Raw genomic sequence first — 25216 nt, 5'->3', positions numbered from 1 at the left:
GCTCCTGACAAGTTGCGGGTACGGGGGGTGCACAGGTCGAACGAGGACTCGAGCGTATACACCGACACGGACAGCCCGCCCCGGGTTGTGCGGAACCGTTGTTGAACTGATCACGCCACGGTACGCGGCCCTGCTCAGGCCTCGACGGTGCCGTCCGTCAGCCCGTCGTACAAACCCTGCACGAGCTGCTCCCCGAGCCGGCCCGCGAGCCTCAGCGCGTCCTCGAACGAGGCGAGCGCACGGAAGCGCTCCCCGTACTTCCGCTGTTCGACGAGCGGCAGCCGGGGCAGCTGGAGCCGGCGGACGTCCAGCCGGGTGGCGGTGGAGGCGTAGCTGCTGGCCTGGCGGTTGTTCGCGGTGCCGCGCAGGAAGCCGGCGAGGAACCAGGGGTCGAGGGCGGCGGGGTCGGGGCGCAGCAGCTGGAGGTTGCGTCCGAGCGCGGCGCCGGCCGTGGCCTCGTCGACGACGCGGGCGGCCGAACCCCCGCCGAGCACGGGGACGATGACGTCACCGGTGCGGACGAGGACGGGTTCGACGGGGTCCTCTCCGGGCCCGGGGGCGTCCGGCAGGGTGCCGGAGGGTGCGGCGCCGGCGAGGACGTCGTGCTCGGTGAGGACCGGGACCGAGCCGGTACCGGTGCCGCCCGCGCGCAGCTCCAGGGCCCCTGCGCGGACGAGTTCGCCGACGGTGGTGCCGGTCCAGCGGGCCGGTCCGGCCGTGGCGGGCTCGGCGGGCGGCGGGGTGAGGTCGCCGGTGAGGCGCAGGGTGTCGGTCAGCCGTTCCCGTACGCCGCTGAGCTCGGCCGCGCTCCCGCCCGCTGCCGGGGGCGGAAGGTGACGGGCGGGAGCCAGGTCCACGTCGTCGTCGAGGAGCTCGATGACGGGAACGGAACGGCTGACACCGGGCTGTTCCGCGACGGTGCCGTGGCGCTCGAAGGGCCGCCAGGCGTCGAGCACCGCGCTCTGCACGGCCTGCCAGTCGAGCTTGTCGCGACCGCCGTTCCCCGCCTGCTCGGCCGTGTCGACGAGCAGCAGTTCGGGCGCGGGACGCTCACCTGTGGCCGGGCGGCGCAGCACCCACAGGTGCAGGGGGACCCCGTAGGGGGGCGCCGCACCGGCGGGCAGGGCGACGACCGCGCGCAGCGCGCCACGGCGGAGCAGATCGGCGCGGATGCGGCGGCCGGAGCGGCGGGAGGCGGCTGCGGGCGGCATCAGCAGAACGGCCGTTCCGCCGGGGCGCAGCCGAGCGAGCGCGTGCTGCACCCAGGCCAGTTCGGACTCGGTACGGGCCGGGAAGCCGTACTCCCAGCGCGGGTCGTAGGCGAGTTCGTCGTGGCCCCAGTTGCGTTCGTTGAACGGCGGGTGGCAGAGGACGGCGTCGGCGGCGAGCTGCGGAAAGGCGTCGGCGCGCAGGGAGTCGCCCGCGCGGGCGCGGACCTCGGCGTCGGACTGCAGGGCGAGGCGCAGCGCGGCGAGCGCGGCGAGGTCGGGGTCGGCCTCCTGCGCGTGCAGCACGGTGGGGTTCGCGACGGCCCAAAGCAGCGCGCCGGTGCCGCAGGCGGGGTCGAGAACGGTGCTCGCGGGACCGGCCAGTGCGGCCATGAGCGCGGCGGGGCCGGGCGGAGTGAGCGTGTACTGGCGGGGGTTGGCGTCGAGATGGCGGCCGACGAGGAATTCGAACGCCTGGCGTGCGCCGGTCTCGGCGGCGAGCTCGGCGACACCGCGCAGCAGGGGGACGGAGCGGCGCAGCGCCGGAGTGTCGGGCGTGGGCACGGCACGCTCGTCCGCCGGTCCGAACCGCGGGGTGAGCACCGCCTCCACAGCCGTGGGCAGCATCGTCGCCATGCGCTCGTCGGAGACGGCGGCGAGCTCCAGCCAGGCCGTGTGCCGGTCCCGTACGAGCAGGAGGGCGCAGCCTGCGTGGACAAGGGCGGTGACGGCGCCGTCGGGGTGTCCGGACAGTTGCTGCCAGACCCGCTCCCGGAGCGGTACTTCGGCGAGTTTTCCCTGGTCGCGCAGCCACTGCTCGACGTCCGCGAGAGCGAAGGACGGACTGGTCTCCGTGCCGCCGACGGGCCTGGGGAAATCGGCGTGCCGGCGCCGCCAGTTGCTGACCGCGGCACGCCCCACGCCCGCGAGCCGGGCGATTCCGGCAGCGGTCACCTCTGCAGCGTTGTCCGGCACGTGGCGGCCTCCTGTTTCCCTCGACGGCTCTCATCGGCGCTGATGTGGCACCGAGCATACCGATGACCACAAGACGGACCACTTCACAGCGTGAGCCGACCTCTTCTCCGTGAATCCTGTTGACTCGGTTCACAGGCTCTGCTCTCATTGACTCACCGCACCACGGGATTGCTCAGCGGTCCCGGCCACACGGGCGTTCCCTCCCGTGCGGCATCCGTCCCCATCACGTCCCCGGAGGACACCCATGTCCCAGTACACGCAGCAGCCGCAGCAGCCGCAGTTCCCCCAGGCGCCCGCGCCGATCCAGGCCCGCAACGGCCTGGGCACCGCGGCACTGATCCTCGGGATCATCGGCACCCTGTCCGGTTTCGTCCCGTTCTTCTTCTGGCTGGCCGGAATCCTCGGCCTGATCGGCCTGATCCTCGGCTTCGCGGCGCGAGGCAGAGTCAAGCGCGGCGAAGCCACCAACAAGGGGGTCGCCATCACGGGTGTCGTCCTCGGCCTGGTGTCGCTGGTCCTCTCGGTGGTCGGCGCGGTCGTCACGTTCAAGGTCGTCGGTGACGCCGTCGACGAGATCAACAAGGGCGCCTCCGGCAGCTCGGCGTCGAAGAGGCCCGGCACCGGCAAGGGCGACAAGCCCCTGGAGAAGGCGAAGGACGGCGAGGACGCGGCAGGCAAGGCGCTGGCGGCCGGCGACTCCGCCGTCTACGACGACGACCTGACCATCACGGTGTCCGAGCCGACGGCCTACAACCCGGGCGAGTTCGCCATCGGTCACACCAAGGGCAACAAGGCCTACAAGGTCACCGTCGTCATCGAGAACTCCGGCAAGGAGAAGTTCGACGCCGCGCTCGTCACCAGGGAGGCCCGTGCCGGCAAGGACGGGGTCAAGGCCGAGGAGATCTACGACGGCAAGGTCGGCGAGCCGTTCACCGGCACCGTTCTGCCCGGCAAGAAGGCCACCGTGACGTGGGCCTTCGACGCCCCCGCAGCCGCCAAGAACCTGACCGTCGAGATCAGCCCCGGCTTCGAGTACAACGCCACCGTCTGGGACCTGACGCTCTGACGGTCCGGCGCGGGCGCTCCCCGTCCCGCGCCGACTCCCGCCCTCCCCGCCCTCCCCGCGTACCTCCCGCCTCCCACCTCCCGGAGAAGAAGACCCATGTCTGCCACCGCTCTGGTCCGGCTGAAGCGCATCGCCCTGACCGCCCTCTGCAGCGCCACCGCTCTCGGCCTCACGGGGTGCGGCACGCTCGGCCCCGACGGCAAGGAGACGCGCGAAGCGGGCTCCGGCCCGTTCGCGGACCTCTCGGGCCCCGAGGTCGTCAACAAGAGCTTCCGGGCCACCAAAGAGGCGAAGTCCCTCACCCTCGACATCGACATGAAGTCACCCGACGGGCCGGTCAAGGCATACCTGGCCGTCAACACCAAGGGCGACTGCGCGGGAACCGTCTCCATCGACTCCGCGGGCACCACCGAACTCATCAAGACCGGCAACTCCGTCTACATGCGGTTCGACGAGACGATGCTCCGCATGCAGAGCAAGGGCGACTCCAAGGAGGAGACCGACGCCGTCCTCAAGGCCCTGCTCGGCAAATGGGTCGAGACCGAGGCCGACTCGGAGGACGCCCGGGACATGGTCGAGTTCTGCGACCTGGACACCTATCTCGCCGGCTTCGAGGACAACGACAACATCGCGAAGAAGGCGGGGGAGTCGAAGGTCAACGGCGCGTCGGCGCTGATGCTCACCGAGCGGGACGGCGAAGAGAAGTACACCGCCCACGTGGCCGTCGAGGGCACCCCGTATCTGCTCAAGCTCCAGGTGACCGGCGGCAAGGAGCCCGGCTCCATGACGTTCTCGGGGTTCAACAAGCCGGTCCCGGCGACGAAGCCCGCCAGGAAGGACATCGCCGACGTCGGCTAGCGGCGGAGCCAAGGGCCGGCCGGGGAGGCCGCCGGAGGGGGCGGCCTCCCCGGCCTCCGTGCGTCAGAGCCGGTGCCGCACCCACACATTGGGCTCGACGTACACGGCGTACCCGTGCGCGGTCGAGCAGTTGACCGGCACCAGCGCCCCGGGAACCGTCACCGGCCCGTCCGTGTCGAACGGCAGGCCGGTCCAGTCACGCCACTGCTCCAGCGATCCCGAGACGGTCATGGACGCCGGCGCGACCCGCTCGACGACCCCGCCCGCGCGGACATGGACGCGCAGCCACGGGTCGTGCGGAAGACCGTCCTGCTCGCGGGTGCGGAAGGCGTACTCGGACATCGGCGCCTGGGGAACGAGATGCTTGCCGTTCGGCCGGACCGGCGCGACGAGCTCCCCGAAGCCGAGGGCGCGGGCGTTGTCCCGCATCGCGGCCACCATGCGGCCGGAGATCCCCCGGCCCAGCATCCCCTTCTCCACGGTGATCTCGATCGCGCTCACCGTGTCCGGGGTCCGTCCGTGCCGTCGGTCGGAGAACGCCCACAGGAGCACCTGGTCCCAGCCGGTGGCGGGCAGCCCCCGCCGCCCGTCGGTGTCCAGCGCGAACGGGACACTGAACCCCCTGGCCACGACCGCGCCCTCGGGGTCGGTCGCGACCAGGACGTACTCGGGCAGCTCCGCGACGATACGGCCCATGTTCGCCCAGCCGACGGGGTCGTTCAGGATGAACTTCGGCCAGGTGTCCGGCATCGCCCACAGGGGCCCCTGCAGTTCGGGCCGCTCGGAGAGCGTGGTGATCGTCAGTTGCGGGTCGGCAGAGGCGTCCATCGGAGCAGGCTAACGACGGAGCGTACGGCCCTCAAACAGTTTTCCGGCAGTGCGCCGCCACGGCCACCGGCTCCCCACGCCTTCGATTCCCCTTCTCACAGGACGGCCATGAGCGTGAACGACGGCACAAGGGTCACCAGCGCACTCACCGGCCGGTAGAACCGGGGGGCCGGCGCCATCCTGCGCCACACGACGCGGTTGACAAGCCACCAGACCAGGGCGAAAAGCAAGAGCACCGGTGCTCCGACCACCAGCCACGGCAGCATGCCGTCGTTCTCCGTCGGCTCCGGCCGAGTCCAGCCGATCGCCGCCAGCGGCCAGTTCACGGCGAAGTACCAGAACAACCACACGGGCGCGACACCGGGAATTCCCAGCAGCAGATTCACCGCCACTGCTGTCGACCATTTCCGCATGCGCCCAGTATTCCCGCCCGTGATCGGCCTCACTGGTCACTTGAGTTGCCCACGGCCCGTGAAACTTCGCGCAGTTGCCCGGTGGGCCCCTCCCGGCCGTCCCCGCCACCGCCTACTCTGATCGGTCGTGACACCCCCCAGCACCTCACACCGTGCCCGCCGCCTGCTTCGACCCGCCATCCTGACCCTGGCGTGCTCGCTCGCCCTGACCGGGTGCGAGACAGGACAGGGTCCGACAGGAGCAGCCCCAGGATCCACCGCGTCCGCGGGAACGGCACTGCGAGCGGTCGAAAGTCTTGCGGTGAAGGGCCGGGCGCCCAGGTCGGGTTATTCGCGCGACGAGTTCGGCTCCGGCTGGCTCGACACCGACCACAACGGGTGCGGCACCCGTGTTATCTCTATGCTTCGCCAGGCGATTGGGGCATTTGTGCAGCTCATGCAGAGGGCGGTGGGTTGTGCTTACTGAGAGGCACGTGAGTTACAAGGGGTCGGAGAACCTGCGTTTCTTCCGTGTGGCGGCGGTGGCAGCGGCTGCCGTGCTTCTCGTCTCTGGATGCGAGGGTTTCGGCGAAGACGGCTCCTCCACGGGCTCCGGTCCGGCTGCGTCGGACGGACGCGCAGTCAGCCCGCTCGAGAATCCGGACGGTACGAAGCCCGGGCTGGCGCCCGTGATGGCCGACGCGGACAAGGCGGCGGCCCGCCGACTCATCGAGAAGCTGTACACGAAGGGGCGGGGGCCGAAGCCGGGGTACGACCGTGACATGTTCGGCTACGCGTGGATGGACACGGCGGACGGTGTGCCGCTCGCGAGGAACGGGTGTGACACTCGAAACGATCTCATTCGTCGTGATGGCCAGAGCCTCCGCTTCAGAGCTGGCTCGGACTGTGTGGTCATCGCAATGACTCTGGATGACCCGTACACCGGAACGATCATCGAATGGCGCAAGCAGCGGGCCTCCGAGGTGCAGATAGACCACGTGGTGCCGCTGTCCTACAGCTGGCAGATGGGTTCGTTTGGCTGGCCGAAGAGCAAGCGGGAACGGTTCTCCAACGACGTGCTCAATCTGGTCCCGGTCCACGGCCGGGCCAACTCGGCCAAGGGCGACTCCGGACCAGCGTCCTGGCTGCCGCCCGACAAGCGGATCAGGTGCGCCTACGCGGTCCGCTTCGCGCAGGTTTCCCTCAAGTACGACCTTCCGGTGACGACGGCGGACAAGGCGATGATGCTGAAGCAGTGCGGAGGCTGACAGTGCCGCGATGACCTGAGGAAACGCGTTCTGCCTCGTGTTGCCGGACGCGTACGCTTCACACGTGGCTGATCGCATACAGAAGATCGTGACGGAGCTGCCGGGCCTGAAGAGCGTCACCGACGTCTGGAAGGTGGCCGACCGGCGTCTGGCGCAAGGGGACGCTGTCTTCATCGCGGACCTCGGTATCGCGCTTGCCGGGGCGTACGGTTCCGAGCCCAGGCCGATCTGGCAGTACGGGAGCGTCTTCGACCATCTGCTCCGGCTGCTGGCCACCAATCCCGGCCCTGGGAACGTGGTTCAGGCGCTGCGGCTGGTCTCCGCGACGGAAGCCGCCCACAGGAAGCTGGATCACTACACGGCATCCTTGCTGGCCTCCAGCCACCCGGCAGAGGAACTCGCCGCGGCGTTCACCGGGAACGCCTCTGAGGAACTGCGTGCCTGCCTGGTCCATGAGCTCGTGCTCAGGGGCGTCGCAGTCACGGAGACGCCAGGGATCGCAGGGTGGGCGATGTCGCCGCACTGGAAGCACCATCCTCTGGGATGGCTGCCGTTGGCGCTGTTGGACGTGGAGGGACAGCCGGATCTGCCGAGCTACAGCACCCGGGGCAGCAGCCACTCGATGCCGTACGGCCCGTCAGAGAACGGTCGCGTGGCGGTCGACCGCGGGGCGCACGTGCCGCCGGTCGAGGAGACGACGACCCCTGCCGTTGCCAAGGGCATCAGCGCGGCCGTGGCGAACTGGGCCGAGGAGTCGAACGGCCGGATCGAGGCACGAGTCTTCGACCTGGCGGCTCCTCTGGACGCCGAGTCGGTACCGAGCGCGTTGCTGGCGCTGGGGCTGGAGTGCCTGAAGGATGCGGGGAGGAAGACCGCCTTCTCGGTCGTGGCCTGTCCGCCGGACCAGGCATGGCGGGTGCTCTTCGCCGCCGCCTCCTCGGGAGGGGCGTACAACTCGGGTGCTCGCGGCGCCTACGGCCGACTGGCCGCGTGGCAGTCCCTGGTCAGCCTTGCCGGGGCCGCGGAGGGTGTCCCTGCTGAGACGGCCGAGGCACGTGCACGGGAGTGTGCCTGGTACGGCTTCGACGCCGACACCAAATGGTTCGAGCGCGTGGCCTGGGACATCGGCCTGGCCGCAGTGTCTCCAGAACGCCGACGGCTTGCGGCGTTGGCCGCGACGGACACCGACTGAGCATGCCCCGGAATTGCTTCGGTGAAGCTTGCCCCCGTGCAGACGTCCCTCGTGGCTGTCCAGCCGACGGCATGGGAGCCGGCCGGACAGCCACGAGACGCGGCTCGTGCAGAGCACGCTACGGGGACGGGACGGCCCGCATCGCACGACGGAGACCGGCCCGAGCGGCGGTGAGATCGTCTTCCGTCTCACGCAGCCTCTCCTCCAGGGCGGTGACCCGATCCCTGGCCACCGACAGCTCCTTGTCCAGATCGGTGTTCCGCTGCTCCAACTGCTGCACTCGTTCGATCAGCTCGCTGTGGTTCACCCCGTCCAGCTCGGTACCGAGAGACAGCCGGACCCGGTTCCGGAGCCGGTCGCGTTCCTTCTTGAGGTCCTTGATCTCTTCGCGAGCCAGGGCTAGATCCGTCCGCAGCCCGGCAGGAGACACCTGTTGTGCTTCCGGAACGGGGGAGTTCCGACGTCCCTGCTCACGCTGGGTGGTGATGCCGTCCTGAACGGCCCGGTGCACCTGGGGCTGGTTGTAGACGAACCAGGTGGACACCGCTGCCTCCCGCGCCACCTGGGTGACGGTGATACGCCGTCCCGAGCGGAGAAGGCCGTCCACCGCATCGAGGGCGCGCCTGGTCTTGGCATCGCTGTCTTTTGCGCGGCTGGCGCGCAGGCGTTCGACCCGTGCACTCCGGTCATTGGCGCCGGCAGTGGCAGGACGTTTCATTCAGAGCTCCGTGTCGTCAGCGCCTGCAGGGGGACGAAGGCCGCTGCGGAGCGTGCCCTGCGCAGCTCCCGCGAGGCGGATTCGACAGCAGCGCGTTCCTCGACGGGCAGCGCATCGAGCTTCTTCCGCATCTCGTCGGCCGACTTCGAGTACGCGCGGATCTGGTCGTCGAGATTGCGAACGACCCAGTCCGCGGCCTCCATCGCCAGGGCGGCCTCCTTGTCGGCCCTCAAGTCCGCGATCTGCTGCTCCAGGGCCGGCAGGTAGGAGGGATCGGGCCGGTAGAAGTCGCATCCGGCGCACTGGAAGCGGATGCGGCAGTGCCCGCCCCCGGCCTTGACATTGCTCGGTTCGGTGCAGCCGCCGTACGGAACCCCGACGCTCTCCACCTCATAGGCCAGTGGGTCGCTGAAGCCACGGGAATTCCCGTGCCGGTCGACGGCGAGCGACGCGACCGTGCGCACGGCTTCCTGCTTCCGGCTGAGCGAGACCTTGTAGTACCCCATGGTGACGTCCAGCGACCGGTGGTCCATGAGTTCCCGGAGGACATCGGGGCGAGTACCCGCGTCCGCGTGGCGTTGGGCGTAGGCGTGCCGGAATCCGTACGGGACGATCTGGGTGCGGTCGTAGGGGAGAGGCTCACCGTCGTCGCCGAGGCGCTCGTCTACGAGCGCGGGAATGACCTCGTCGACCCAGGCGCGGAAGATCCTGTTGCAGAACTGTGCAGGGGTTAGGTGACCACGCCGGGGCCGGTTGCGCTGACCTGGTGACGGGAACAACCACTGCTCGCATGCAGGTACCTGTGGCAGGCGCTGAAGCGCCTTCTGCCAGGACTCGATCTCCTGGGCGGTCGCCTCGGTGATGGGCAAGCGGCGGCCGTGTCGGCGTCGCTTGTGGTTGTCGTAGATCAGAGTCGGTTTGCCGTCGATCCACTGCAGACAGTCGCGGCGCAAGCTGGTGACCTCGCCAGGGCGCCGGCCGGTGTCTCGAAGGACCTTGTAAGCAACCTGGTACATCCGCGCGAAGTCCGCGGCAGTCCAGCCGCCGCTTTCGTACGCTGTCGATGTGCCGAGCAGTTCGATGTGAGCGTCGAGCTGCGAGATGACATATTCCGGGATGGCGCGGCCGATCTCGTCCTCGGAGATCTCGACCGCGGCGATGGTGTGGAATTTCGGGTTCAGCGCGAACCCGCCGGGAATGTGGTCCATTAGCCCGGCCTGTCGTACGTACTCGAGGAACGCGCGCCATAGGCGCAGCAGTGCCCGCCGGTGGCTCATTGAGTAGTCGTGACCGTTCTCCGGACGCTTGGCGATGCGGAACACATCCACGACGGCGCTCATGTCCGCCATCGACAACCTCTCCGGTGCATCACCGTGGGGGCGGTCGGTCAGGGCGACTGATGCGAGTGTCGCGGCGTACACGGTTTGCCGGAACTCGATGACATTGGGGCGTACCGCACGGCCGTAGTCCTTCACCAGTTCGCGCAGCCATGGCTGGCGGACCGGGCGGAAGTCGATGACGCCGTGCATGGCCGTATATTTGCGCCCGGGACCGGCGGCGAGTCCCACCAGGGAGCATTCCCAGACATCTCCCGATGTCGGATCGGTGCCCTCGTACTCCAAGCGCGCACGTCGGACGTGTTGGAGGATCCCGTTCAGCATCCCCGCGAGTTCCGCCGGCAGCTCTCGCACGAACGACTCGTCCAGATCCAGGAGCGTCGGCAATTGAGAGGGGAGAGCAGCGACCATACGCCGGACGCGCTGGGGCACGAGGTTGATCCCTGCGGCGTCGCGCTGCTGGATTCCGTACTGGATCTCCCGCCGTACGGCCGAGGAGACCTCGCTGAGCGAGAACTGGGAAACTCCAGGAAGGGACCCGGTCGAGACATTGGGTCGACGGCGTGCCGTGTCGGGTACGTAGGTTGCGTCGAAGTCGGACGGGTTGCCACGCGACCCGCGTGCTCTGCTGCAGGCGCTGCAGCGGCCGCCGTTGTGGGCAACGTGCGTGGAGCACGCCGCCACCCTGCAGATGAACACGCTGGTCGTGGGGTTGCCCGGGACTGCGGTGAACAGTAGTGCGCCCTCGTCCCACTCGGCCGCTCGCCACCCAGATACCAGGCGTTCCGCGAGCCAGGAGGCCCAAGACGCATCTGCCTGGAGAGGCAGCGCGACGACAGCCAAGTCGGCCCCCTGCCTCATAGGATCCCCTCCGCCGAGACGCGCTCAACAGCAGCTCGGAGCTCCTCGTCCTGGGCGTGCAGATAGACGGCCGTGCTCGCTGATGAGGCATGGCCCAGCAGCGTCTGGACGACGTCCGGTGAGACTCCGCTGCGAATCCATCGCGTTGCTGCGGTGTGCCGCATCATGTGTGGACGGGCGCGGAAGCCGCAGCGCTTCCCGATCCGCTCGACGATCTGCTTGGCGTTGGAATACGTCATCGGCCTGCCCGCGTACGCGCCGACGAGGTTCACGAACACGTAGTCGCAACTGACGGCTTCGGGCGCGTTCTCCCGCTCCGAAAGATGGTCGCGGTACCTGTGCGCGGCACCTTCAGCCAGTGGCACCACCCGATGGCGGCCTGCCTTCGCTCGTGCGCCGTTCACGTTGTCCTGCCTGGGGCGGACATGCAGATGGGCGCCGCGCGTACGACAGCCCAAATGCGTCGAGTCGGGCAGCAGGTGCATGTCCTCCCGCCGCAGTCCGAGAGCCTCGCCGATCCGCAGGCCCCCTTCAACGAGCACCGTCAGGAGCAGTCGATCCCGGGCCGAACGGGCTGTCTCCAGCACCTCCCTGACCTGGGGATGGGTGAGAATTGCGGGTGCTGTTTCGATCTCCGGCGCCTTTAGGACGCGAGCCTTGATCATGAGGTGCTGGCCGCCTTCCCCCGGGTCGAAGCCGCTCGGCGGCGAGGTCAGGAACCGCGGCTCACTCAGGCGTGCGGCGACCTCATGCTCCACATGCCCCTGGACGGCGCAGAACCGCAGGAACTCGCAGACCGCGGTGAGAACGGCATTGACTGTCTTCCCCGAGGGCAACTGCCCCTGTCGGATGGGTGTTCGCTCGATATGGAACTTGAATCTCGTCACGTCCCCGAGGCCAGCGGTTTTCCAGTCAGTGCCCCGCCCGGCGCACCAGTTGAGGAAGCGCCCGATCCGAGGAATGTAGGCGCGCTGCGTCTGGGGCGAGCGCCCGGCGCCCCGCAGGTAGAGCGAGAACTCCCGTGCCTCGGGATGAGGCCGGTACGTCTCCTCGTCGACGAGTAGCCAGGTGACCTCTCCCGAGGTGGGTGAGACAGCCTTCTCCGTGCGCAGCATCTCTGATTCCTCCCCTTGTCCGAGCATGTCGCTCATGTGCCTCTCGGCATCACTGATAACGGCGAGCCACAGCGAGTGGACACGGCTGTCCCTCATGTCTCTCGCAGGCGAGAAGGACATGCAGATAACCCGTGACGACGTGCTCGCAGAGCAGCTGGATTCCGTGTCCCGGGCCTCCGACGGATGCAAAGTCCTGCGCGGGGTCCTCGACCCCGACCCGTACACCGGAAGCCGCATCACTTACGTACGCGGGCGCAGCAAGGTGGACATAGACCATCTCGTCGCCCTGTCCGATGCCTGGCAGAAGGGCGCGCAGCAGTGGAGCGACGGCAAGAGGCGGGCCTTCGCGAACGACCCGGTCAATCTCGTGGCGGCCGATTCGTCCGCCAACCGCCGCAAGGGTGACGGGGACACCGCGACCTGGCTTCCCCCCAACAAGTCGTACCGCTGCGCCTACGTGGCGGGGCAGGTCGCGGTCAAGAAGAAGTACGGGCTGTGGGTGACCCGGGCGGAGAAGGAGGCGATGGCCAGAGAGCTGGCGATCTGCCCGGACCAGAAGCTTCCTGTCGGCGGCAGCCCCACGGACGCCGACATCCGTTGAGGCACTGAACTCACGTGAGGCACTGAACTCACGCCGCCCCGCCTTGGACGAGTCGTGTCGTCAGGCGCGCGGCCTCAGACCTTCCCGATGCCCAGCGTGGTCTCGCGGGGAAGCATTCCCGATCCCAGTGCCTCCACCCAGAGGGGGCCGAGGAGCTCGGAGAGACGGGCGGTGCCGTCCACGCCCAGGGCACGCCAGGCGCCGCCGCCAGTTCGTCGGTGCTGTGCTCGACGTCGGCGCGCAGGGCGCGGCCCGCGTCCGTCGCCGTGCCGTCGGCATCGAGCAGTCCGCGTACGACGAGACGGTCGCAGGCCGCCGCCCATTCGTCCGCGCTCCATCCGCGGCTCGTGAACACCTCGGCAGCGGCGGCGCCGACCGCGGCGAACGACACCAGGGCCTCCACGGGGTCGAGTTCCGCGGTCATGAGCGCGGCGAGGTGGCCGTCACCGCGGTGCTCACGCAGGATCGTGGCGGCCTGCCACAGCACCAGATGGGGCGCATCGGGCCATGGCAGCGCGGCGTTGGCCGCCGCGAGCGGGCGTCCCTCCGTGTTCGCCGCCTCGGCGGCGCGGCGGGCGAGGGCGGCGGCCTCCGCGAACCCGGTCCGGCGCCGGGGACCAGGCGCCGGGTTGAGCCGTGCGCGGTAGGGACGCCCAGGGCCGCGGACGCAACCGACCGGGCCCTCGACGTGTCCGTCGGGCGGCCCGGTGCCTGGTCCTCGCCGGGGCCGCCCGATCCCTGGTCCTCGCCGGGGCCGCCCGGTCCCTGGTCCTCGCCGTCTCTACGAGCCGAGGATCGTCGTCAGGAACTCACCGGTCCACGCCAGCAGTTCCCGCCCCACCACCGGCTTCCCGCCGATCTTGCCCGTCGTCGGGCGCGGCACCAGGACCTGGTGGGCGGCCGGCTTGACGACGGTCCGCGGATACAGCCGCTTCAGCCGCAGCTCCTGCGACTCGCGCAGCTCCACCGGCGCGAAGCGGATGTTCGGCCCCTGGAGGACGATCTCGCCCACGCCGCAGGCCCGCGCCAGCATCCGGAGCCCCGCCACGAGGAGCAGGTTCTCGACGGGCTCCGGCAGCTTGCCGTAACGGTCGGTCAGCTCCTCGCGCACCGCCTTGATGTCCTCCTCCGAGTTGGCGGAGGCAATCGCCCGGTACGCCTGCAGACGCAGCCGCTCGCCCGGCGCGTAGTCGTGCGGGACATGCGCGTCCACCGGGAGCTCGATCTTGACCTCGAGCGGGGGCTCCTCCTCCACGCCGCCCTCGACCGCGGCGCGGTAGTCGGCGACCGCCTCGCCCACCATGCGGATGTACAGGTCGAAGCCGACGCCCGCGATATGGCCGGACTGTTCGCCGCCCAGGAGGTTTCCCGCTCCGCGGATCTCCAGGTCCTTCATCGCGACATACATGCCCGCACCCATCTCGGTGTGCTGGGCGATCGTCGCGAGACGCTCGTGAGCGGTCTCGGTGAGCGGCTTCTCCGGCGGGTAGAGGAAGTAGGCGTAACCGCGCTCGCGGCCACGGCCCACACGGCCGCGCAGCTGGTGCAGCTGCGAGAGACCGAAGTTGTCGCCGCGCTCGACGATCAGCGTGTTGGCGTTGGAGATGTCGATGCCGGACTCGACGATCGTCGTCGAGACGAGCACGTCGAACTTCTTCTCCCAGAAGTCCACCACGACCTGCTCGAGCGCCGACTCGGGCATCTGGCCGTGGGCGGTCGCGATGCGGGCCTCCGGCACGATCTCGCGGAGCCGGGCCGCCGCCCGGTCGATCGACTCCACACGGTTGTGGATGTAGAAGACCTGGCCCTCACGCAGCAGTTCACGGCGGATGGCCGCGCCGAGCTGCTTCTCCTCGTACGGGCCGACGAAGGTCAGCACCGGGTGGCGCTCCTCCGGCGGGGTGGTGATCGTCGACATCTCGCGGATGCCGGTGACCGCCATCTCCAGCGTGCGCGGGATCGGGGTCGCGGACATCGTCAGCACATCGACGTTGGCGCGGAGCTTCTTCAGCTGCTCCTTGTGCTCCACGCCGAACCGCTGTTCCTCGTCCACGACGACCAGACCGAGGTCCTTGAACTTGGTCTCGGACGAGAAGAGGCGGTGCGTGCCGATGACGATGTCGACCGAGCCGTCCCGCAGCCCCTCCAGCGTCGCCTTCGCCTCCGTGTCCGACTGGAAACGGGACAACGCCTTGGTGACGACCGGGAACTGCGAGTAGCGCTCGGAGAAGGTCCCGAAGTGCTGCTGCACCAGCAGCGTGGTCGGCACGAGGACCGCGACCTGCTTGCCGTCCTGGACGGCCTTGAAGGCGGCCCGCACGGCGATCTCCGTCTTTCCGTAGCCCACGTCGCCGCAGACCAGCCGGTCCATCGGAACCGACTTCTCCATGTCCTCCTTCACCTCGGCGATGGTGGACAGCTGGTCGGGCGTCTCGGCGTACGGGAACGCGTCCTCCAGCTCGCGCTGCCACGGCGTGTCCGTACCGAAGGCATGGCCGGGCGCCGCCATACGGGCGCTGTAGAGCTTGATGAGGTCCGCGGCGATCTCCTTGACCGCCTTCTTGGCACGCGCCTTGGTCTTCGTCCAGTCCGCGCCGCCGAGCCGGTGCAGCGTCGGGGCCTCGCCGCCGACGTACTTGGTGACCTGCTCCAGCTGGTCGGTCGGGATGTAGAGGCGGTCACCGGGCTGGCCGCGCTTGGCCGGGGCGTACTCGACGAGCAGATACTCGCGCGTCGCACCCTGGACGGTGCGCTGCACCATCTCCAGGTAGCGGCCGACGCCGTGCTGCTCGTGCACGATGTAGTCGCCGACCTCCAGGGTGAGCGGATCGATCTGCTTGCGGCGCCGGGTCGGCATCCGGGCGCCGTCCTTGCCGGCGGCCTTCTGGCCGGAGAGGTCGGTCTCCGTCAGGACGGCGATCTTGAGACCGGGGTCGACGAAGCCGTAGTCGATCGAGCCGCACGCGACATGCACGACGGACGGGGAGACCTCCCCGAGGTCGGCGTCGAGGCGGGCCGCGATGCCCTCGCCGCCGAGGACCTCGACGGTACGGGCGGCGGGGCCGTGGGCCTCCGTCACGAACACCGTGCGCCAGCCGTCCGCGAGCCAGCCCTTGGTGTCGGCGAGCGCGCGGGCCGTGTCGCCCCGGTACATCTCCGGCGCGTGCATGCCCAGCTTGAGCGCGTCCCCGTCGCCTTCGGCGTCGACGACGGACGTCAGGGCCTCGTCGGCGGCGAACGGCGACACCGACCACCACATCATCCCGAGCTCACGCGCCCGGTCCCGGACATCCGCGATGCCCCACAGCGACGCCGCGCCGAGGTCGATCGGGGCCTCGCCCCCGCCCGCCGTCGCCGCCCAGGAGGCCTGGAGGAACTCCTGCGAGGTCGCCACCAGGTCTGCGGCCCGGGTACGGACCCGCTCCGGGTCGCACACGACCGCCATCGACCCCGCGGGGAGCACGTCGAGCAGCAGCTCCATGTCGTCCACGAGCACCGGGGCGAGGGACTCCATGCCCTCGACCGCGATCCCCTCGGCGATCTTGCCGAGAAGTTCGGCCAGCTCCGGGTGGGCCTCTGCGAGGGCCGCGGCCCGCTGCCGTACGTCATCGGTGAGCAGCAGCTCACGGCACGGCGGTGCCCACAGGCCGTGCTCTGCGACCTCCAGCGAGCGCTGGTCGGCGACCTTGAAGTAACGGATCTCCTCGACGTCGTCGCCCCAGAACTCGATCCGCAGCGGATGCTCCTCGGTGGGCGGGAAGACATCGAGGATGCCGCCGCGGACCGCGAACTCACCGCGCTTCTCCACCAGCTCGACCCGCGAGTACGCGGCCGCTGCGAGCCCCGCCACCACCTCTTCGAGATCGGCGGTCCGCCCGCTGCGCAGCGCCACCGGCTCCAGGTCCCCGAGGCCCTTCACCTGGGGCTGCAGCACGGACCGTACGGGCGCGACGACGACGCTCACCGGACCGGTGGCCGGGTCGTCCTGCGACGGGTGCGCGAGCCGGCGCAGCACCGCGAGCCGCCGGCCCACGGTGTCGGAGCGTGGCGAAAGCCGCTCGTGGGGCAGCGTCTCCCAGGAGGGATACTCGACGACCGTGTCCGGGTCGAGCAGGGAGCGCAGCGCCGCGGCCAGGTCCTCCGCCTCCCGTCCGGTGGCGGTCACGGCCAGCACAGGCCGGCCCGCGTCGCGCGCCAGGGCGGCGATCGCGAACGGCCGCGCCGCCGGTGGTCCGACCAGGTCGACATGTCTGCGGTGACCGTCGGTGGCGGCCTTCACCGCTTCGGCCAGCGCCGGGTCACGTACTACGGCGTCCAGCAGACCGTGCAGGCTCATGAAGGGGTTCCGTCCGGGATCCGAGGGGGGTGGGCAGCGCGAACCGCCCGACACGTCGAACGGGCCACGCCAACCGCCCGACACGTTGGGTCCCCCATGTCGAAGACCAGGGGCGGGCCGGGGTCTCCAGGGTAAACCGCAGGAATTTTTGGTGCGCAGGTAAACCGGGTGCCCGTACGGGGCGGGCGGCGCCCGGGCCGCGCCCGCGCCACCCGTCCAGGTGTCGGCCCTGGGCGCGCGCCGCAGCACCCGCAGGGTCGCGGTCGCGGTGGCGGTGGCGGTGGCGGCGGCCTGCGCGGTGTGCGTGCTCGCCGGTGGCGCCATGGCCGCCGCGGTGCAGCTGACCTCGGGGGGTCCCACCCCACCCGCCGCGCCGCCCACCCCCGTCGACTCGGGCAACGGCAGGTCCGCGTCGCCGTCGCCGTCGCCGGGCGGACCGGGCGTGGCCGCCGGATACGTACTCCCGGAAAAACGGGCCGGAACGGCTCCGGCCCGGTGAGCGTGGAGGACGCTCACCGGGCCGGAGCCACCATCCTACGAACTACTCGGTGGCGATGGCGTTCAGCACATTCATCCGGCCCGCCCGGAACGCCGGGACCAGCGCCGCGAAGAGTCCCACGAAGGCCGATCCCACGAACACCGTCAGGATCGTCGGCCACGGGATCTCCAGGACCTTGAAGCCCTCGAGGGCCAGCAGCTTCTGCGCCGCCGTGCCCCAGCCCATGCCCAGACCGAGGCCGAGCAGGGCGCCGAAGAGGGCGATGACCACCGACTCCAGGCGGATCATGCGGCGCAGCTGGCGGCGGGAGAGACCGATGGCGCGCATGAGGCCGATCTCCCGGGTCCGTTCGACCACCGACAGGGCCAGGGTGTTCACCACGCCGAGGACCGCGACGATGATCGCGAGCGCGAGCAGGCCGTAGACGATGTTCAGGAGCTGGCCGATCTGGTCCTTCAGGTCCTGCTTGTAGTCGGTCTGGTCGAGGACCTGGTACTGCGGGTACTTGGCGAGCGCCTTCTTGAGCGCCGCGTACGTCTCCTTCTCCTTCCCGTCCTTCGCCGAGGCGAACATCATGAAGTTCTGCGGCAGCTTGTCGGCAGGCAGGTACCGCGCCGCGGTCGTGATGTTGGTGTACATCGCGCCCTTGTCCACACCGGTGTCGTCCGAGGTGATCGCCGCGATCCTGAGCTTCGCCGTCGCACCGCCCTCGAAGGCGACCTTCACCGTGCTGCCGACCTTGATGCCGTGCGCCTTGGCGTAGCCGTCACCGACGGACATGGCGTCCTTGCCGTACGCCGCCGCCAGCTCACCGGCGACCAGCTCGCGCCGCAGGTCGTCGGCGTACGTCGGGTCGACGGCGGAGAGCGTCTTCTTCTCCGTCCTGCCGTCGGGAGAGGTCAGTCCGGCTTTCACGAGCTTGTACCTGGTGACGTGCTCGATGCCCGGCGTCTTCTCCATGGCCTGCTGCACCTTCGGCACGATCGGCTGCATGTTGGGCGACTGGACGATGAAGTCCGCGCCGACCGACTTGTCCAGCTCGTCGTTCGCCGAGGCGACCATGGACGAGCCGACGACCGACAGACAGGCGACGAGCGCCAGGCCGATCATCAGCGCGGCGCCGGTGGCTCCGGTGCGGCGCGGGTTGCGCAGCGCGTTGCGCTCGGCCATCCGGCCGACCGGGCCGAAGAACCGCAGCACGACGGCGCTGATGACGCGGACCACGCCACTCGCGAGAAGCGGGCCGACGACGATGAAGCCGACGAGGCTGAGCACGACACCGAGCCCGAGCCACATCGAGCCCTCGCCCGCCTTGCCGGACCCTGTCGCCGTCCACAGCGCCGCGGCTCCGGCACCCGTGAGGACCAGGCCGAGGACGCCCCGCACGAGCCCCGCCCTGCCGTCCGCCGGCGTACCGGCGTCGCGCAGCGCGGCCATCGGGGAGACCTTGCCCGCCCGGCGGGCCGGGATGTAGGCGGCGAGGACGGTGACGACGACCCCGAGGCCGAGGCCGATCGCCGGGGTGGTCCACTTGACGGTCAGGTCGTCGGTGGACAGCTCCATGCCCATGGAGGACATGAGTTCCATCAGTCCGACGGCGAGACCGACACCGGCGGCGACACCGGCCACGGACCCGACGATGCCGAGCAGCAGTGCCTCGACGAGGACCGAGCGGTTGACCTGCTTGCGGCTCGATCCGATGGCGCGCATCAGACCGATCTCGCGGGTGCGCTGGGCGACCAGCATCGAGAAGGTGTTGACGATGAGGAAGATGCCGACGAGGACGGCGATCCCGGCGAAGCCGAGCATCGCGTACTTCATGACGTCGAGGAAGCCGCCGACGTCCTCGCGGCCCGCGTCCGCCGCCTCCTTCTGGGTCTGGACCTTGTACGGGGCGGCGTCGACCGCCGCGACCACGTTCTTCTTCAGCTGCTCGTCGCTGACGCCGGGCGCCGCGGTGACCAGGACATGGGTGAACGCACCGGTCCTGCCGAGGAGTTGACGCTGGGCCGTGGCGGTGTCGAAGTAGACGACGGCCGCGCCCGGGTTGGTGACCTTGAAGGAGGCGATGCCGGAGATCCTGGCGGTGAAGTCCCCGGTGACGGCGATGGTGCGCAGCTCGTCACCGATCTTGAGCTTGTGCTTCTCTGCGGTGTCGGCGTCGACCATGACCTCGGTGGGTCCGCGCGGGGCGTGGCCCGAGGTGATCTCCATGGAACGCAGTTCGCCCTGCGTCCAGTTGCCGGCGATGGTCGGGGCTCCGTTGGTCGAGCCCATGTTCTCGTCGGCCGCGTTGACGACGGTCACGCTCATGGAGACGACCGTGCCCTCGGCGGACCGCACGCCTTCGGCCTTCTCCACCTGCGGGAGGAGCGAGGCCGGCAGCGTCTCGGGCCTGCCGGTCCCCGGGGTCCCGTCGTCCGTCGCGGCCTTCTTGGGGCTGACGGTGACATCGGCCGCGGTCGCCGCGAAGAGCTTGTCGAAGGTGGTGTTCATGGTGTCGGTGAAGACGAGCGTGCCGGACACGAACGCCACCGAGAGCAGGACGGCGACGGCGGAGAGCGCCATGCGTCCCTTGTGCGCGAAGAAGTTGCGCAGTGAGGTCTTGAGTACGGTCACGACGTCCGCCCCCGGGCGTCGAAGTCCTTCATCCGGTCCAGGACCTGGTCGGCGGTCGGGTTGAACATCTCGTCGACGATGCGGCCGTCGGCGAGGTACAGCACACGGTCCGCGTAGGAGGCGGCGACCGGGTCATGGGTGACCATGACGATGGTCTGCCCGAGCTCGACCACGGAGCGGCGCAGGAAGCTCAGGACTTCGGCCCCGGCACGGGAGTCGAGGTTTCCGGTCGGCTCGTCACCGAAGATGATCTCGGGGCGGGCGGCCAGGGCGCGGGCGACGGCGACGCGCTGCTGCTGACCGCCGGAGAGCTGGGTGGGGCGGTGCTTCAGCCGGTCCGCGAGCCCTACGGTCTCCACCACCCGGTTCAGCCAGGCGGCGTCCGGCTTGCGGCCGGCGATGTCCATCGGCAGCGTGATGTTCTCGATGGCGTTGAGGGTCGGCAGCAGATTGAACGCCTGGAAGACAAAGCCGATCCGGTCCCGGCGCAGCTGGGTGAGCTTCTTGTCCTTGAGCCTGGTGATCTCGGTGTCGTCGATGTGGATCTCGCCCGAGGTCACGGTGTCCAGCCCGGCCAGGCAGTGCATCAGCGTGGACTTGCCGGAGCCCGAGGGGCCCATGATCGCGGTGAACTGCCCGCGCATGATGTCCACATCGACATGGTCGAGCGCGACGACCCGCGTCTCGCCGGAGCCGTACGCCTTGACGACCTGTCGCGCTCGCGCGGCGACGGCCGTTCCCCTTCCAGTGCCCCCGTGCGCGGGAGCGGTCACAGCCGTTGTCACGGTATGTCTCCTAAATAAGTGAATTGAGCGGTGGCGCCGCAGGCGATGCGGGCTTGTGTGCGGTTCGGGCTTCGTGTGCGGTTCGTGCTTCACGCACGGTTCGTGCTTCGCGCACGGTTCGGGCTCCGTGCGCAGTTCGAGCTTCGCGTGCGGCGAGGTCCCGGCGCGCTGGTGCCCGGCGCAGTCTTCGAGCGGGGGTTTTCCCCACCCCCCGCGGGTCCCCGGGCCCCGCAGCGCCGGCCGTTCCGCCGTAAGACCAAGTTAAGGAACGCCCCTTGCCCCTCTCGTCCTCCGGCGGAACGAACGGCCCCTGGCCTGAAGTAAGGACTCCCCCCTAGGGGTCTCAACCCCGGAACCGCTCCCGTCCTCCTGGATGCTGACCCCTCCCGTGACGTGAGGAGCAAGTGAGAAGGTGGGACACGGAGATACGTGCATAGGGAAAGGATCTTCATGGGCGGGGGCGGTGCGGGCCCGGACGGCGGCAGCACAGGCACGGGGACGAGCGAAGGCGAAGACGCAGGCGCAGACACGGGGGCGGGCTCCGGCGAGGGCGCGGGCTTCCGCACGGGCGAGGCCGAGGACAATTCGGGCGCCGGCAAAGGCCGTACGGGCACGACACCGACGCGCCCGGCCCCCGCCGTCCACCCTTCCGGCCGCCGCGGACGGGTCGTCGCCGCGCTGATGCTGGGCATGGCGCTGGCAGCCCTCGACGGCACCGTCGTCGCGACCGCCGTCCCGCAGATCGTCGGGGACCTGGGCGGTTTCTCCGTCTTCTCCTGGCTGTTCTCCGGCTATCTGCTCGCCGTGACCGTCACCCTCCCTGTCTACGGGAAGCTCTCCGACACCTTCGGACGCAAGCCCGTCCTCATCACGGGCGTCGCCCTCTTCCTGGCTGGCTCCCTGCTGTGCGCGGCCGCCTGGAGCATGGCCTCGCTCATCGCCTTCCGCATCGTCCAGGGGCTGGGCGGCGGCGCACTCCAGGGCACGGTCCAGACGATCGCCGCCGATCTCTATCCACTGAAGGAGCGCCCCAGGATCCAGTCGAAACTCTCCACGGTGTGGGCGGTGTCGGCGATCGCGGGCCCCGCGGTGGGCGGCCTGCTCGCCTCGTACGCCGACTGGCGCTGGATCTTCCTGATCAATCTGCCGATCGGGGCGGTCGCGCTGTGGCTGATCGTCCGCCATCTGACCGAGCCGGTACGGGAACGGGGCCGGCGGCCCCGTGTCGACTGGCCCGGAGCGCTCGCCGTCTTCGTCACCGGAGCCCTGTTGCTGACCGCCCTCGTGCAGGGCGGGGTGGCCTGGCCCTGGCTCTCGGCGCCGTCGCTCGGACTCTTCGCCGCCGCCGCGACGGGCGCGGCCGTGACCGTGCTCGTCGAACGGCGTGCGGCGGAGCCGGTCATCCCCGGCTGGGTATGGCGGCGCCGCACCATCGCCGCGGTCAATCTGGCGCTCGGCGCACTCGGTCTGCTGATGGTCGCACCGACGGTCTTCCTGCCCACATACGCCCAGTCGGTGCTCGGACTCGGCCCGACAGCCGCCGGGTTCGTGCTGTCCGTGATGACGCTGAGCTGGCCGGTCAGCGCGGCATACTCGAACCGCGTCTACAGGCGCATCGGCTTCCGCAACACCGCCGCCCTCGGCATCGGCGCGGCGATGCTGGTCCTGCTGGCGTTCCCGCTGCTCCCGTATCCGGGGGAGGCATGGCAGCCCGCACTCGTCATGCTGCTGCTCGGGGCGGCACTCGGATTCTTCCAGCTGCCGCTGATCGTCGGCGTCCAGTCGACGGTGCCATGGGCAGAGCGCGGCACGACGACCGCGTCCGTGCTGTTCTGCCGCCAGGTCGGCCAGAGCGTCGGCGCCGCGCTCTTCGGCGCGCTCGCCAACGCGGTGCTGGCATCCCGGCTCGGCGGCTCCGGGGACCTCGACCCGGTCGCCCGTTCCCTGGCCGACGGGTCAGGACACGACCATCTCCGGCGGGCGGTGGCGACGGCGGTGGACTATGTGTACCTGGGTGCGGCGGGAGCGGCCGGACTGGCGCTGCTGGTCCTTCTCCTCCTCGCGCCGCGCCGCTTCCCCGTACTCGGCGACCACGAATGACCGCGTACGGCGGGGCGGTTGTGCACGGCGGTACGGCGACGTCCGACCCACCGGCCGCGCTGCCTGCGCAAGCCCGGCGGCGGGCCGCCGACTTGCCGCCCCGGGACCTCTCAGTAACCGGACCCACATGCTCCGTATCGATGGGTGACCTGCGCACCTTCACGTGACCCGACTGTTGCCGAACTGACATACCGAACAGTCGGTGCCCCTCTTACGCCACACCCTTACCGGCAAGTAACGTGCGCGGTTCCACCGCGACTCCCCCACGCCCGCCGGCATGGGGGGACCCCCAGTCCGCGAGGGCCGCCGCAAGGAGCCGCAGTATGTCGTACGACCCGTACTTCCCCGAGCCCCCCGCCCCGCCGGGGCAGAACTGGTACGCGCCACCACCGGATCCCGTGCCCGCACCCGCCCCCCACAGCGATCTTCACCGGCTCCGCTCCGGCTACCGCAGGCTGCGCCGCGTAGCGACCTTCACCGCGCTCGGCTACTTCGTCCTGTTCCTCCTGCTCTCCGGCTACGCACCCGGCCTGATGAGCAGCCGCATCACCGGCGGCCTCACCATCGGTCTGCTGCTGGGACTCCTGACGCTGCCGGTGGCCCTGGCCGCGATCGCGGTCTACGAACGCATCGCACGCCAACGCGTCGACCCGCTCGCGGCGACGATCCGGCACCAGGCAGAGCTTGCGGCCGAGGCCGCCCAGGGACCCGAAGCCCGCCAGGGGCGCCAGAACCGCTCCCGCCCCTACGGATGGGACCAGCCGACGGGAGGCCTGCGCGCATGAGCGGCTTCAACTCCGATGCCCAGACCATGTCGTTCGTCGCCTTCATCGCCGTCATCACGGTCACGCTGCTGCTGTGCGTGATGACCGGACCCGACCGCGACGACCTGGGCGAGTTCTACACCGGCTACCGCTCCCTCTCCCCCGTGCAGAGCGGCCTCGCCATCGCCGGCGACTACATCTCCGCCTCGACCGTGCTCGCCACCATCGGCGTCATCTCACTCGTCGGCTACGACGGACTGACGCTCGCCCTGAGCACCGTGCTCTCCCTGGTCCTGATGATGTTCCTGCTCGCGGAACCGCTGCGGAACGCGGGCCGTTTCACCATGGGCGACGTCCTCACCCGCCGCGCCCCGGCACCCGCTGTGCGGATCACCGCGTGCCTGGTCACCCTGGCCGCGCTGCTGCCACTGATGGTCTTCCAGCTCGCGGGCGCGGGCGATCTGCTCGCCATGGTCCTCGGCTTCGACGCGGACGGCTTCAAGACCGGGTCCATCGTCTTCCTCGGCATACTGATGATCGCGTACGCGGCCATCGGCGGGATGAAGGGCACCGCCTTCATCCAGATCGTCAAGACCGTCGTCCTGCTCGGCTCCGCCACCTTCATCGCCGTACTCGTCCTGAACCGCTTCGACTTCAGCCTGCCGACGCTGCTGGACGCCGCCGCCAAGGGCAGCGGAGCGGGAGACGCCTACCTCGCCTCCGGACTGCAGTTCGACGGCGGAGCGGACATGATCAGCGCACAGCTGACGGTGGTGCTCGGCGCGGCCGTGCTGCCGCACATCACGATGCGCATGTTCACCTCGCGCAACGCCACCGCCGTGCGCCGCTCGATGTCCTGGGCGATCTCGACCGTCGTCGTGACCTGTGTGCTCCTCGCCGTGATCGGCTTCGGCGCGGCCGCCGTCGTCGGACACAAGGGTCTCGTCGCGGGCGACCCACAGGGCAAGACCGCATTCCTGCAGGTCAGTCAGGCCCTGCTGGGCGCCGACACAACCGCCCTGGAGAGCCTGCTGTTCACTGCCGTGGCCACAGCGGTCTTCCTCACCCTCCTCGCCTCGGTCGCCGGGATCACCCTCGCCTGCGCCAACACCCTTGCGCACGACCTCATCGCGCACGGCCTGAGCCGCACCAAGCTGAAGCACTCCACCGAGATGACCGTCGCCCGCTCGGCCGCGGCCGTCGTCGGCCTCACCGCCATCGCCCTCGCGGCAGCCGCCCGCGACTGGAACCTCCAGGCGATGGTCACCCTCTCCTTCTGCATCGGCGCATCGGCCGTGGCACCCGCCCTCGTCTACAGCCTCTTCTGGCGCCGCTACACCCGCCGGGGGCTCCTCAGCACCCTCATCGTGGGCGCCCTCTCGGCGATCCTCCTCATGACGGGCAGCAACCTGGTCTCCGGCTCCCCCCAGGCCGTCTTCCCCGAGTCCGACTTCAACTGGTTCCCGTTCACCACGACGGGCCTCGTCTCGGTCCCGCTGGGCTTCCTGGCCGGCTGGCTGGGCACGGTCCTCTTCCCCCGCGACGCCTCGGACCAGCAGCACAGCTACGAGTCGGTCGAGCCGACGATCCTGGCGGGCGTGGCACCGGCGGCACCCCAGAGCTGACGGGCAGCCGTCCGAACGTCCCCTGCCGGGACATAAGGAAAGGGGCGTCGGGCCTGCGTGTGCAGGCCC

General features: G+C 70.0%; 17 protein-coding genes and 2 pseudogenes. 9 read left to right on the top strand and 10 right to left on the bottom strand.

Going from position 1 to position 25216, the window contains the following annotated elements; genetic code table 11:
* Nucleotides 1–134: 134 nt before the first annotated feature.
* Nucleotides 135–2183 carry an N-6 DNA methylase gene (locus tag ACFU5O_RS29695; RefSeq protein ID WP_384245196.1) on the bottom strand — a complete coding sequence of 683 codons (2049 nt, stop codon included), beginning with the start codon at nt 2181–2183 and terminating at the stop codon, nt 135–137.
* 244 nt (nt 2184–2427) lie between these two features.
* Here ACFU5O_RS29695 and ACFU5O_RS29690 point away from each other — a divergent pair, with 244 nt between their 5' ends.
* On the top strand, nt 2428–3249 hold the full coding sequence (locus ACFU5O_RS29690; protein ID WP_384245195.1) for a DUF4190 domain-containing protein: 822 nt from the start codon (nt 2428–2430) through the stop codon (nt 3247–3249).
* A 96-nt stretch (nt 3250–3345) separates the two neighbouring features.
* Nucleotides 3346–4107, top strand: coding sequence for a hypothetical protein (locus ACFU5O_RS29685; protein WP_384245193.1), 762 nt, complete (start codon nt 3346–3348; stop codon nt 4105–4107).
* Between the two features lie 63 nt (nt 4108–4170).
* Here ACFU5O_RS29685 and ACFU5O_RS29680 read toward each other — a convergent pair whose 3' ends face one another.
* Both ACFU5O_RS29680 and ACFU5O_RS29675 read right to left on the bottom strand, forming a co-directional pair.
* Nucleotides 4171–4935 (bottom strand): N-acetyltransferase, encoded by a 765-nt coding sequence (locus tag ACFU5O_RS29680; RefSeq protein WP_384245192.1) that lies wholly within the window; start codon nt 4933–4935, stop codon nt 4171–4173.
* A 95-nt stretch (nt 4936–5030) separates the two neighbouring features.
* Complete coding sequence (locus tag ACFU5O_RS29675; RefSeq protein ID WP_384245191.1) at nt 5031–5348, bottom strand: hypothetical protein; 318 nt, start codon at nt 5346–5348, stop codon at nt 5031–5033.
* Between the two features lie 473 nt (nt 5349–5821).
* Between ACFU5O_RS29675 and ACFU5O_RS29670 the strand changes: the two genes are divergently transcribed.
* Complete coding sequence (locus ACFU5O_RS29670) at nt 5822–6595, top strand: HNH endonuclease family protein (protein WP_384245190.1); 774 nt, start codon at nt 5822–5824, stop codon at nt 6593–6595.
* Nucleotides 6596–6659: 64 nt separating this feature from the next.
* Complete coding sequence (locus ACFU5O_RS29665; protein WP_384245188.1) at nt 6660–7787, top strand: DUF6183 family protein; 1128 nt, start codon at nt 6660–6662, stop codon at nt 7785–7787.
* Between the two features lie 118 nt (nt 7788–7905).
* On the opposite strand, the gene ACFU5O_RS29660 is transcribed toward ACFU5O_RS29665, so the two are convergent.
* From ACFU5O_RS29660 to ACFU5O_RS29650, 3 genes are all read right to left on the bottom strand, one after another.
* Nucleotides 7906–8505, bottom strand: coding sequence for a DUF6262 family protein (locus ACFU5O_RS29660; RefSeq protein ID WP_384245187.1), 600 nt, complete (start codon nt 8503–8505; stop codon nt 7906–7908).
* Nucleotides 8502–10274: a tyrosine-type recombinase/integrase gene (locus tag ACFU5O_RS29655; RefSeq protein WP_384245186.1), complete on the bottom strand. Its 1773-nt coding sequence runs from the start codon at nt 10272–10274 to the stop codon at nt 8502–8504. Before ACFU5O_RS29655 ends, ACFU5O_RS29660 begins: the two co-directional genes overlap by 4 nt.
* A gap of 425 nt (nt 10275–10699) precedes the next feature.
* A complete protein-coding gene (locus ACFU5O_RS29650; protein ID WP_384245185.1) occupies nt 10700–11914 on the bottom strand; it encodes a tyrosine-type recombinase/integrase in 1215 nt (404 codons plus the stop codon).
* 31 nt (nt 11915–11945) lie between these two features.
* Between ACFU5O_RS29650 and ACFU5O_RS29645 the strand changes: the two are divergent.
* Nucleotides 11946–12419 (top strand): annotated as a pseudogene (locus tag ACFU5O_RS29645) (HNH endonuclease family protein); the annotation flags it as partial.
* Nucleotides 12420–12493: 74 nt separating this feature from the next.
* Here the strand turns inward: ACFU5O_RS29645 and ACFU5O_RS29640 are convergent.
* Together ACFU5O_RS29640 and mfd are read right to left on the bottom strand one after the other, a co-directional pair.
* Nucleotides 12494–13083, bottom strand: a pseudogene (locus ACFU5O_RS29640) (hypothetical protein); the annotation flags it as partial.
* Nucleotides 13084–13200: 117 nt separating this feature from the next.
* On the bottom strand, nt 13201–16755 hold the full coding sequence (gene mfd / locus ACFU5O_RS29635; protein ID WP_384245183.1) for a transcription-repair coupling factor: 3555 nt from the start codon (nt 16753–16755) through the stop codon (nt 13201–13203).
* A gap of 220 nt (nt 16756–16975) precedes the next feature.
* Between mfd and ACFU5O_RS29630 the strand changes: the two genes are divergently transcribed.
* The gene (locus ACFU5O_RS29630) at nt 16976–17254 is read left to right on the top strand and encodes a hypothetical protein (RefSeq protein WP_384245182.1); all 279 of its coding nucleotides are present in this window, start codon (nt 16976–16978) and stop codon (nt 17252–17254) included.
* A 42-nt stretch (nt 17255–17296) separates the two neighbouring features.
* Here ACFU5O_RS29630 and ACFU5O_RS29625 read toward each other — a convergent pair whose 3' ends face one another.
* Nucleotides 17297–19873: an ABC transporter permease gene (locus ACFU5O_RS29625; RefSeq protein WP_384245181.1), complete on the bottom strand. Its 2577-nt coding sequence runs from the start codon at nt 19871–19873 to the stop codon at nt 17297–17299.
* Complete coding sequence (locus tag ACFU5O_RS29620) at nt 19870–20658, bottom strand: ABC transporter ATP-binding protein (protein WP_384245180.1); 789 nt, start codon at nt 20656–20658, stop codon at nt 19870–19872. Before ACFU5O_RS29620 ends, ACFU5O_RS29625 begins: the two co-directional genes overlap by 4 nt.
* Before the next feature lie 450 nt (nt 20659–21108).
* Here ACFU5O_RS29620 and ACFU5O_RS29615 point away from each other — a divergent pair, with 450 nt between their 5' ends.
* From ACFU5O_RS29615 to ACFU5O_RS29605, 3 genes are all read left to right on the top strand, one after another.
* Nucleotides 21109–22758 (top strand): MDR family MFS transporter, encoded by a 1650-nt coding sequence (locus ACFU5O_RS29615; RefSeq protein WP_384245317.1) that lies wholly within the window; start codon nt 21109–21111, stop codon nt 22756–22758.
* Nucleotides 22759–23081: 323 nt separating this feature from the next.
* Complete coding sequence (locus ACFU5O_RS29610) at nt 23082–23543, top strand: DUF485 domain-containing protein (RefSeq protein ID WP_384245178.1); 462 nt, start codon at nt 23082–23084, stop codon at nt 23541–23543.
* Nucleotides 23540–25147, top strand: coding sequence for a cation acetate symporter (locus ACFU5O_RS29605; protein ID WP_384245177.1), 1608 nt, complete (start codon nt 23540–23542; stop codon nt 25145–25147). The genes ACFU5O_RS29610 and ACFU5O_RS29605 overlap by 4 nt, the downstream gene beginning before the upstream one ends.
* Nucleotides 25148–25216: the final 69 nt, after the last annotated feature.

Origin of the sequence: Streptomyces sp. NPDC057445 (genome assembly GCF_042802855.1) — a bacterium.
In the GTDB taxonomy this organism is placed as follows: Bacteria; Actinomycetota; Actinomycetes; order Streptomycetales; family Streptomycetaceae; genus Streptomyces.
The sequence above is the reverse complement of the archived record's forward strand: the minus strand, read 5'-3'. Positions and strand labels throughout refer to the sequence as shown.

Bases quoted from the DNA above. Each gene is read 5' to 3' on its own strand.
- mfd (WP_384245183.1), bottom strand. From the start codon at position 16,755: ATGAGCCTGCACGGTCTGCTGGACGCCGTAGTACGTGACCCGGCGCTG.
- ACFU5O_RS29675 (WP_384245191.1), bottom strand. From the start codon at position 5,348: ATGCGGAAATGGTCGACAGCAGTGGCGGTGAATCTGCTGCTGGGAATT.
- ACFU5O_RS29680 (WP_384245192.1), bottom strand. From the start codon at position 4,935: ATGGACGCCTCTGCCGACCCGCAACTGACGATCACCACGCTCTCCGAG.
- ACFU5O_RS29685 (WP_384245193.1), top strand. From the start codon at position 3,346: ATGTCTGCCACCGCTCTGGTCCGGCTGAAGCGCATCGCCCTGACCGCC.
- ACFU5O_RS29610 (WP_384245178.1), top strand. From the start codon at position 23,082: ATGTCGTACGACCCGTACTTCCCCGAGCCCCCCGCCCCGCCGGGGCAG.
- ACFU5O_RS29650 (WP_384245185.1), bottom strand. From the start codon at position 11,914: ATGAGGGACAGCCGTGTCCACTCGCTGTGGCTCGCCGTTATCAGTGAT.
- ACFU5O_RS29690 (WP_384245195.1), top strand. From the start codon at position 2,428: ATGTCCCAGTACACGCAGCAGCCGCAGCAGCCGCAGTTCCCCCAGGCG.
- ACFU5O_RS29660 (WP_384245187.1), bottom strand. From the start codon at position 8,505: ATGAAACGTCCTGCCACTGCCGGCGCCAATGACCGGAGTGCACGGGTC.
- ACFU5O_RS29605 (WP_384245177.1), top strand. From the start codon at position 23,540: ATGAGCGGCTTCAACTCCGATGCCCAGACCATGTCGTTCGTCGCCTTC.
- ACFU5O_RS29615 (WP_384245317.1), top strand. From the start codon at position 21,109: ATGGGCGGGGGCGGTGCGGGCCCGGACGGCGGCAGCACAGGCACGGGG.